At 37.5% G+C, this 10,143-nt stretch carries 9 protein-coding genes; 4 read left to right on the top strand and 5 right to left on the bottom strand.

Annotated elements, in window-relative coordinates:
• The 4 genes from rsmI to ACFIJ9_RS06885 form a co-directional block, all read right to left on the bottom strand.
• Window positions 1-888: a 16S rRNA (cytidine(1402)-2'-O)-methyltransferase gene (gene rsmI, locus ACFIJ9_RS06870; protein ID WP_375636326.1), complete on the bottom strand. Its 888-nt coding sequence runs from the start codon at window positions 886-888 to the stop codon at window positions 1-3.
• Window positions 889-1,493: 605 nt separating this feature from the next.
• On the bottom strand, window positions 1,494-3,158 hold the full coding sequence (locus tag ACFIJ9_RS06875) for a 4Fe-4S dicluster domain-containing protein (RefSeq protein WP_375636328.1): 1,665 nt from the start codon (window positions 3,156-3,158) through the stop codon (window positions 1,494-1,496).
• A 3-nt stretch (window positions 3,159-3,161) separates the two neighbouring features.
• Window positions 3,162-4,082, bottom strand: a complete 921-nt coding sequence (locus tag ACFIJ9_RS06880) for an electron transfer flavoprotein subunit alpha/FixB family protein (protein ID WP_375636330.1) — start codon at window positions 4,080-4,082, stop codon at window positions 3,162-3,164.
• Window positions 4,083-4,133: 51 nt separating this feature from the next.
• Window positions 4,134-4,880, bottom strand: coding sequence for an electron transfer flavoprotein subunit beta/FixA family protein (locus ACFIJ9_RS06885; RefSeq protein WP_375636331.1), 747 nt, complete (start codon window positions 4,878-4,880; stop codon window positions 4,134-4,136).
• A 517-nt stretch (window positions 4,881-5,397) separates the two neighbouring features.
• Here ACFIJ9_RS06885 and ACFIJ9_RS06890 point away from each other — a divergent pair.
• From ACFIJ9_RS06890 to ACFIJ9_RS06900, 3 genes are all read left to right on the top strand, one after another.
• Entirely contained in the window at window positions 5,398-6,216 is an 819-nt protein-coding gene (locus tag ACFIJ9_RS06890) for a hypothetical protein (protein ID WP_375636332.1), read from the top strand.
• Between the two features lie 179 nt (window positions 6,217-6,395).
• On the top strand, window positions 6,396-7,316 hold the full coding sequence (locus tag ACFIJ9_RS06895; protein ID WP_015856288.1) for a sulfite exporter TauE/SafE family protein: 921 nt from the start codon (window positions 6,396-6,398) through the stop codon (window positions 7,314-7,316).
• A 2-nt stretch (window positions 7,317-7,318) separates the two neighbouring features.
• Complete coding sequence (locus ACFIJ9_RS06900; protein WP_375636335.1) at window positions 7,319-8,128, top strand: TIGR02186 family protein; 810 nt, start codon at window positions 7,319-7,321, stop codon at window positions 8,126-8,128.
• Between the two features lie 22 nt (window positions 8,129-8,150).
• Here ACFIJ9_RS06900 and ACFIJ9_RS06905 read toward each other — a convergent pair whose 3' ends face one another.
• Entirely contained in the window at window positions 8,151-8,432 is a 282-nt protein-coding gene (locus ACFIJ9_RS06905; protein WP_375636337.1) for a DUF6460 domain-containing protein, read from the bottom strand.
• A 1,089-nt stretch (window positions 8,433-9,521) separates the two neighbouring features.
• Between ACFIJ9_RS06905 and ACFIJ9_RS06910 the strand changes: the two genes are divergently transcribed.
• The coding region (locus ACFIJ9_RS06910; RefSeq protein WP_375636338.1) for an ABC transporter substrate-binding protein at window positions 9,522-10,143 on the top strand (622 nt) is incomplete at its 3' end.

Consider the following 10,143-nt stretch of genomic DNA (forward strand, 5'->3'; position numbering starts at 1 on the left):
TTACGCATTTTTTAAAAAAACTAACCGCTGAAAAAGTTCCTGCTTTTTAAAACCGGTCTCTTTTGCAACCAAAGCTGCTGCTTGAGCAGCAGAATGTGTCTGCGCGCGTTCTAATAGCATTTCATCAATTTCTTGATCACTTATTACATTTAAAGAAGAGGATGATTCTCCAACAAGCACAACAATTTCCCCACGAATATGTGCTTGTTTTCTGTAATTTTCCAACAAATTCCCTAAATTGGAAACATCTACTGTTTCAAACTTCTTTGTTAATTCACGACAAATGGCAGCAGGTCGATCAGCCGAAAAAAGAGTGACCATATCCTGTAAAGTTTCAACAAGACGATGCGGTGATTCATAAAAAATTAAAGTTGCTGGAATCTCTTTTAATTGTTCCAACCGTTTTCTGCGCTGTAGCTTGCGTGCACTCAAAAAACCTGCAAAAAAAAAGCTATCAGTAGGAAGCCCTGTCGGTATAAGAGCGGCTAAAAGAGCGGATGCTCCAGGAATAGGAATAATTTTATGACCAGCTTTACGGGCTTCTTCCACCAATCGAAATCCGGGATCAGAAATAAGTGGTGTTCCCGCATCTGAAACAAGCGCTACTGTTTTGTTTTCTGCTAAAGCCGCTAAGAGCTTCGGACCCGCTTTTTGCGCATTATATTCATGATAGAGAAAAGTTTTTTTTTGAATACCGTAACGTTCCAACAAAATACGTGTTACCCGTGTATCCTCACACGCTAAAATATCAATTCTTGCAAGCACTTGCAAAGCACGAAGCGTAATATCTGCAAGATTTCCGATAGGCGTTGCCACAAGATAAAGCCCTGATTCTATAACGGGTGCAGAATAAGCATGCGCACCTATAAAATATGCTTTTTCACACATGCTCTTTTCTTTTCATCAAATTTCCCTCACCACAAGAGTTTTATCCATACCCATAAGCCATTTGGGCTCATTTTTATCAGCGCATTTTTTTATCATTATAAAGGCTTACCTTACTCGAATAATCGATTACACTACAATAAGATAATCTCATATTTAACGTCTTAATCTAACATTATTATCTATTTTGATCCGCGTTATCTTTTTTAGTAAAACAAATTCCAGATGTAACCAATATTCTATCAGCTCCACGATTTTCTATAAAGTTTTTCCTTCGAGAACCAAAAAACAATTTTACCTATGCCACCATCTCACGCTTGGCTGTGCTCTTTTAAAAGCTAAGCTTTTTAGACTATTTCCATAACGCCTATCTTTCAAATATTCTATTGATATCCAAACTGTTTTTCTGAGCAAATGTAAACAGCCTGTTTTGAAACATAAACAGCTAATTGTATTGTTATTGATCAAATATAAGCCCTTATCAGAAAAATATTTCATTTTTTCATATTCTCTACAGCTTTAACAGTATAATAAGTACCTTAGAAACGTTTAAGGCTAATTGTATATTTCAATTTTAGGAGAATGAACAATGATTATACATTGGGGCATTACATATTGGGATAGAAGGGGCCCTCATTGCCTTGCGGACAGGTCCAAGTGATATTTTGGTTCGGATCTTTGATATCGCATGTTTTACAATGTATGCAATTTGAAGCGTTGATAATATAAGTCAGATGATCATTATACTCTAGCCACTCGTAGACAGCGGCGGGGCAATAGTGTGTGGAAGGTGCCCCATAGATTGCATATTCGGAGTCTTTTTGTTTTCTTAATGAGGCTATTTTTAAATGGCAAGGTTGATTTTCTTCATGGTGCGTATTGGAAAGGGCAACACTTGAAAGGCGATCAAAGGTTACAACACCATCTGGTTTTGGGTAAGCAATAGGTTGAAATTTTTTTGCTGGTTCAAGATATTCATAATCTTCCTTTTTGTGGGGGAGTGTTTTAAATAAGGAAAATCCGAACAGCTGTTGCCACCACATATCAAAACCGGCAAGTTTAATTCCATATTTTGTCCCATATTGTGCCCAGAGCGGTTTGGCATTTCGCACTTTATAAAGATCTTTGCCAATGGGACCTTTTCGCCACTGTTCTTCGATTTCTTTGACCTCATCATGGGCACGTCCTTGCGCGAGAGCGGTAGCGATTTTATCGGCAGCTAATATGCCAGATAAGATGGCATTGTGTGAGCCTTTGATACGAGGAACATTGACAAAGCCAGCAGAGCAGCCAATAAGTGCTCCACCAGGAAAGGTGAGTTTTGGTACAGATTGCCAACCTCCTTCGCTGATAACACGTGCACCATAGGAAAGACGTTTTGCACCTTTGAAGATTTCATAGAGTTTTGGATGTGTTTTAAAACGTTGAAATTCTTCAAAAGGAGAAAGATAAGGATTTTTGTAATCTAAGTGCACAACAAAACCGACAGAAATGACATTGTTTTCTTGGTGATAAAGAAAGCCACCACCACCGGTATTATTGTCTAAGGGCCAACCAGTGAAATGTTGCACTAAACCGCGTTGGTGTTTATGGGGATCAATTTCCCAGAGCTCTTTGAGTCCAAGACCAAATTTTTGTGGTTCACGATTTTTGCTAAGGTTGAAATGTTTTATCAGTTGTTTTGCAATTGAGCCGCGTGCTCCTTCCGCAATCAGAGTATATTTTGCCAATAATGCCATACCAGGCATATAATTTTTTCCAGGGGTTCCATCTTTGTTAAGCCCCATATCACCGGTGAGAACACCAATGATAGCTCCGTTATCTTTTTGGATAATGGGCTCTGTTGCTGCAAAACCAGGATAGATTTCAACACCCAACGCTTCAGCTTTTTTGCTTAGCCAGCGGCAGACGCTCCCAAGCGAAACGATATAACATCCGTTATTTGATAAGATTCTGGGATGCAAAATATTGGGCAATAGTGTCGCTTTTTGAGGCTTTAGAAAAAAAAATTGGTCCTGGGTGACAGGGGTTGTGAAGGGATGGTCGTTGTCATTTCTCCATTCTGGTAAGAGTGTATCGATACCAATGGGGTCAACAACTGCGCCCGAGAGAATATGTGCACCAACTTCGGTCCCTTTTTCAACAATTGTAACAGAAAGCTCAGGATTAATTTGTTTAAAGCGAATTGCGGCAGAAAGCCCTGCAGGTCCTGCTCCGACAATGACTATGTCAAACTCCATACTTTCACGTTGGTCATGCGGAAATGCATTCATAACTTATAAAGCTTTCTCTAATTCTGGAATAATTTGGTGGAGATCACCTACAAGGGTGTAATCGGCAATTTGCATGATGGGAGCTTCTTCATCTTTATTAATGGCAACAATAATTTGTGCATCCATTATACCGGCTAAATGCTGGATTGCACCGGAAATGCCAACGGCGATATAGAGTTCAGGGGCAACGACTTTTCCTGTTTGTCCAATTTGCCAGTCATTGGGAGCGTAGCCTGCATCAACTGCTGCGCGGCTGGCACCTAAAGCGGCATCTAATTTGTTTGCAAGGGGAAGAAGAAGTGCCATAAATTGTTCTTGAGAACCAAGACCACGCCCGCCTGATATAATAACACGTGCAGAGGTAAGATCAGGACGATCAATTTTGTTGGTTTCTTCTTTTACGAAAGAAGAAAGATTTGGATTGGGAGCTGGTGTTATTATTTTAATGGGAGCAGAATTATTTTGGGAAGGCGTTGGTGTGAAAGAAGCTGTGCGAACTGTTATAATTTTTTTATGATCATTGGTACGGACAGTTTCAAGTACATTGCCTGCATAAATGGGTCGTTTGAAGGTATCGGGTGAAAGAATGGCGGTAATATCTGAAATTTGCATAAGATCAAGAAGGGCTGCTACGCGTGGCATCACATTTTTTCCAGTGCTGCTGGATGCAGCCATGATCACATCATAATCATTTGCTAACGTGAGAATTGTATCTGCCATAGGCTCGGCAAGTTGATGGGCTAAATAGTCTGCTTTTGCAATAAGAACCTGCCGCACACTATTAAGTTTAGCACTATTTTCCGCTATCGTTTGAATTTTTTCTCCGCAAACCAGAATATCGATATCATTACTGAGTGCGCGTGCAGCGGTGAGCGCTTTTGCTGTTTCTTCTGTATTATGATCAGCTAATAAAAGAATTGCCATAAGTTTTTGCCCTTTTATGTGAGTGTTGCTTTTACTCTAGTGGTGAGAATATTAAATGCAGTTCTTTTGTTTTAGCGCACTGACAAGCTCTACTACATTCGCCACTTTAATACCGGATTGACGGGGTTTTGGCTCTTCAACGCTTAAAATTGTTAAGCGTGCTTCCGTATCGATGCCAAGATCAGCAAGAGATTTTTGCTCAATGATTTTCTTTTTTGCTTTCATGATATTGGGGAGAGAGGTGTAACGCGGTTCATTGAGCCGTAGATCGGCAGTCATAACCATGGGAAGGGGAAGACAAAGAGTTTGTGTTCCATTATCAACTTCACGAGTAACTGTCGCATGCCCATTTTCTATGTTAAGATGTGAAGCGAAAGTTGCCTGTCCCCAACCAAGAAGAGCTGCGAGCATTTGTCCTGTTTGGTTGCTATCATCATCAATTGCTTGTTTTCCTAAAAAGACCATATCGGGTTTTTCTTCATCAACAATAGCTTTGAGAACCTTAGCAATTGCTAAGGGTTCAAGTGTTTTATCCGTTGTGACAAGAAGTGCGCGATCAGCGCCCATTGCAAGTCCTGTTCGTAGAGTTTCTTGGGCTGCTTCTGGGCCAATTGAAACAAGAAGAACTTCTGAAATTTTACCGGATTCTTTCTGGCGAATAGCCTCCTCCACGGCTATCTCATCAAAAGGATTCATAGACATTTTTACGTGAGACAGATCAACACCTGTACTATCGGGTTTGACGCGTATCTTGATGTTATAATCAACAACACGTTTGACAGCGACAATTATCTTCATAATGATCCTCTTTGTTTGTATGACCACAAGTTTATAGCAATACTCATAAGAAACCAAATTGTTTAGAATGAAGTCTCATTTATAGCCTGTGTTATCTTTCATATAAGCTTTTTTACGTTTACTTGTACTTTCTCGTCGTTATTTTCAATCTTCATATTTTTGCATTGCTATAATTGCCTTATTTGCTTGAATAAAAAGTAAAAAAATCAATCTGTCTTGTGAGAATATTCTTTTTTAGTTTCTTATGCTTTGTTTATGATGGTGCAGTAGGTCCTTTATACAATGAAAAATTAAGTGAAAAAGATAAAAATGGGGGAATGATTTTGCTCTTCAAATCTTGAAGACAGAAAAATTAAAGATCTGTCTTTCAAACAAATATTTTGGATAAAGATTGGGGAAAATATTTCTAACAAAAAAGTTTTTAGGAGTTCTTAAAGCTCTATTTACTAAAATAGAGCACACTATCTCATCATTTGTTGCGATTCTTTTCAAAAAGATTAATGAGGGGTAGGCGTTTGTGAATACGAAGGGTCATACGATCGATCAGGCGACCAATCAGGTTAGGAATGGTAAATTCTTTTCTTTTGTTGAACAGAAAGAAAGAATGGATACTTCTGTAGAAGTAACGATGTCGGATATTGCTCAAAAATTACGCACCGTTTATACGCAAATGCAAATGAAGCATCCGCCCCGTTCTTTGATGCAGCAGAGTTCTGTAGAAGAGCATTTTAAATCTTACTTAGATGATATTAGTCGAGCTATTTTGGCTGAGCATTATATACGTTGTCAAAGAGAAAAAAAGCTTTTTGAGTCTTTAGAGCAGATTAAAACAATTGTTAAAAGTTTGCAGAGTGAAAAAAAAAGCTTAGAAGAAGAAGCGGTAACACGACGGGTATCTCGTTCAAAATCACCTGATTCTGTTGTACAAAAACTTGCTCATATGGAATGTCAGGAAAATCAAGAACGTTTATTCTTTCAAAAGATGCAAAATTTTTCGAAACAAAACGGTATAATTCCACTCCAAACAAATGTTGAAAATACGTTGCAGCAAGAAAATAGAAGTTCTTTGCCCAGTGATGCTCTGAAACCTTCTTTTAAAAAGGATAAGGGAGTAGTGAAGCGTGCTGTGATAGAAGAAAAGGGTATGATGGGTGTTCAGGTATCTAATCATTGCAGTGAGAATGGTTTTTCTTCTTTAAAGGCGCAGTCTCGGGAACATGTCTCGTTTTCATCTTATTTGGTAAAAAAAAGTGTTCTTTGTTTTTTAACCGTTGTATTTGTGGTAGCGGTAACGTTATGTCTTTATAGCTTTTTAAAAGGAGCTCGTTTTTTTTAATTTGTATGATGTTGATGTTAATAGATGTGAAATGTATTGCGCATTCGTGTTTGTACGAAAGCTATAGCAACTAGAATTATTCTTTTAAACACGCAACAAAGATTATTGGAAAAGAGGATAATTGGAGAAGGATTCTCTAATTGTTAAAAAAACCTCAGATTATCTTGAAGGTTCTGTAAGTGAGTATTTATTTACCAATTGCTGAAATGTCACTCAATATGCTGATCTTGATTGGTATGGGAGTCGTTGCTGGTTTTTTTTCAGGCCTTTTTGGAATCGGTGGTGGGTTTCTCATCACACCATTATTGATTTTTTATAATATTCCTCCTGCTATTGCTGTTGGAACAGGTGCTAACCAGATGATTGCGTCATCTGTAACAGGAGCAATTACACATTTTAGAAGACGTACGCTCGATATTAAACTTGGTATTCTTTTGGCGATTGGAGGAGGGGGTGGTTCTTTAATCGGGATTCAGGTTTTCTCTGTTTTGAAAAAGTTAGGTCAATTAGACTTAATGATTTCGCTTCTTTATGTGATTCTTCTTGGAAGTGTAGGAAGCTTGATGATCGTTGAAAGTTGGTATGATATGATGCGCAAGCGTAAGGCAGGAAAAGCCAATATTCGTCTTGCTGGTCGACATAACTGGATTCATCGCTTACCCTTAAAAATGCGTTTTCGGACATCTATGATATATGTTAGCATTATTCCAGTTTTAGGGATTGGTCTCATTGTGGGGTTGTTGTCTTCTATTATGGGAATTGGTGGGGGGTTCTTTATGATACCAGCATTGATTTACCTTCTGCGTGTTCCAACCAGTGTGGTGATTGGGACTTCACTTTTTCAGATTACATTTGTGTCTTCTTTCACGACAGTTTTGCAAAGTATGACTAATCAGTCCGTTGATATTGTCTTGGCTTTTTTGTTAATGCTTGGAGGAAGTATTGGTGCGCAATATGGAACAAGGGCTGGACGGAAGTTAAAGGCTGAACAACTGCGTATGGCGCTTGCATGTTTAGTGTTGATTGTGTGTATGCGTCTTGCTTTTCAATTATTTATACGCCCTGATAATCTTTTCTCTCTGGATATTCTTATGAGATAAAAATGGGTAGATTATTTTTTTTATACATCATTGCAGGTTTCTTTTATTTTATTTCTTTTTCTACATGGTCACATGTTGGGACGCCAGCTACATCCATTGATCAACTTGACCACGAAACTGTCCAAATTATCGTAACAACGAATACGATTACTGTGGATGCAAATTTTGCTGGTCGTGATCTTTATATTGCTGGTGTTTTGGAAAATATTGATCCGTTATATTCTCGACAGAACCGTTATGATGTTGTTGTAAGCTTGGAGGGACAAGATCGGACAATGGTGATGCGAGAAAAAAAACGCAATGCCGGTGTATGGGTTAATACAGATTCTCTTATTTTTAAAAAGGTTCCTCTTTTTTACTCTATGGTCACAACACGTGAAATTGACGATATTACGAGTATTGAAGATTATAAACGCTTAGGGTTAGGATTACTCTATTTGCCATTACAGACGGATGAACAAGATCAGAAAAAAATACAAAGCTTTCGCGATGAACTTATAAAATTGCAAAAAGCTAAAAGCCTTTATTACGAGGAAGTAGGTGGTGTTCGTTTTGGTTCTGACACACTTTTCACAGCACATTTTCGTTTGCCAGCAAATATTCCTGTTGGACATTATAAAGTTCGTGCTTATCTTTTTCGTGATGGACAGTTTATTGATAGTGCAACAACGACTCTTGAAATTGTTAAAGCACATATCGCTTATACAATTTTTTATGCAGCGCACAAGTATCGTTTTTTATATGGTATTGTTGCAGTGATTATTGCTATTACTACAGGATTTTTATGTCGTTTGATTTTTCGAAAAGATTAGCACAAGGAAAATGTTAAGGCTTTTATTTTTTATGAAAAATTCGTAAGATAAGAAAAATAGGTACAACAATAATAGCTCCCGTCATAGTTATATGAAAGAAATTTGTAAGCGTTATAAATCCTGCTTCCCATAGTGATTGAAAAAAATCTACTATTCTTTGTATGAGGTTTCGAGGTGTCCATCCCAAAAAATTCATTACGATGCCAATGAAGAATGAAAGGATAAGCAATTTTAGACTAACACGGTTTAATGTTCCTCCAAGAAACGCATGAGAAGAATTTAACAATTTTTTCTTTCGGTTCATTTTAATATACTTTCGAAGATCGTGTTTTTTATTGTATTAACATAGTACAGCGATGTTATTATCATAAAAGAAAAATATTTTTTATTTTTTCTTACTTTTTTAAGTTCACTACCTTAGTACTGGTGTAATAACAGTGCTGTTTTTTGAAATATACGCGTATTTTATTGCATTTTCGCGATATTTTCAGGGCGCTTCATTTAATGAAATGAAGGGGTATCCTTTTGTTTCTGAGAATTTGTAGAGAAATTTTATAACGTTTCGATATTCCGCGTCAGGGTGAGAGTTTTTGTTCGTTGAAGATTTTGTAACCGACTTATTGTTGTTGTGTATAGAAATAATATTTCAAGACAGTTTACTTAAAAAAAGACTATCTATTCTGATAAGGGTATGCTTATATAGGTATTATATTTAGGTATTTCAACCTTAGTCATTGAAAAGATTTTTTTCTGGAAAAAATCAAGCAATGAATTGAGTGTTGTTAAAGGAGCAAAGGTATTTAAAATACAGTATTGAAAAAAGTTTTGTTATGTACGAACGCGTGAGGGAATGTCAGAGGTTTGTGGTGCCCGTGCTCCTTTTATTTGGAAATAAGATATAATGAGAAGCTGTTATTTAGTGGGGAATTATGGAAAAATCCAAAATTCCTTTTGCAGAAGGGGTAGAGGTGGTTGATGTTGGGCGATGGGCAAATTTTTCTGTTTTGTTGAAATATCAAATTATTATGAAGGCTCTTTGTTATTAAGGTTTTTGAGCTAACAGGGGATTGTCCTTTGATGGCATAAAAACGCTAGAGTAAAGAAGAGCTAAACTTGTCCGACAAGAGAGAAGAAATCTTTGTCTTATACCCTTCAATGGTAGACGTTGTAATATCATCAATAATTGGTGATGGGTTATGTCATTCATCATATATTAGATTGTTTTTCGGTGCATATTGGGGGGGACTATGGGCAGGAGGAGTGGTTGATAAGTGATGTTATTTGAAAGTTCTAAAACGTTATCTCTCAGAGCCTATGGTTTGTCTAATTTTATTATTTTGCACATTCTTGTTGCGTGGGGAATTTATACAATAAACTTTAAAAGGAAAAGTCTATGAACTTAAAAAGAAAAATATTGAAAAGTAGCGGATCTCTTGTTGCTGCTCTTATTGCACTGGGAGTAGTTGTACAACAGGTTTCAGCAAAAACACCGGCTGATACCCTTGTGATGGCTTGGAATCTTGATGCAATCAGTACGTTTGATCCTGCGCAGCTCACGGATGTTTATGGAAGTGAAATTGTTCGCAATGTTTGTGATAACTTAGTCAGTACTGCGACAGATGATCCTGCTAAAATGGTTCCCGCTTTAGCAACTCATTGGGATGTTTCAGGTGATGATCACAGTACGGTGATTACCTTTCATTTGCGTGATGGTTTGAAGTTTAATAATGGCAAGCCAGCCAATGCCAATGATCTTGTTTGGGGTATGAGGCGGGTTGTCAAATTGAAGATGGGTAATGCGGCAATTTTTAATGAATATGGAATTACAGAACAAAATGTTGATGATGCGTTGCAAGCTGTTGATGAGAAAACAGTGGTGATGAAATTTGATAAGCCTTATCCAGCAGAGCTCATTCTTAATAATATTGTTGCAAGTCCTGCAACAGCTTTGCTTGATCGTAAGACGATCATGAAACACGAAAAAAATGGTGATTTGGGAAATCAGTATTTGAAAA

The sequence above is a fragment of the Bartonella sp. MR90HLJMH genome (assembly GCF_042194115.1).
Lineage (GTDB): Bacteria > Pseudomonadota > Alphaproteobacteria > Rhizobiales > Rhizobiaceae > Bartonella > Bartonella grahamii.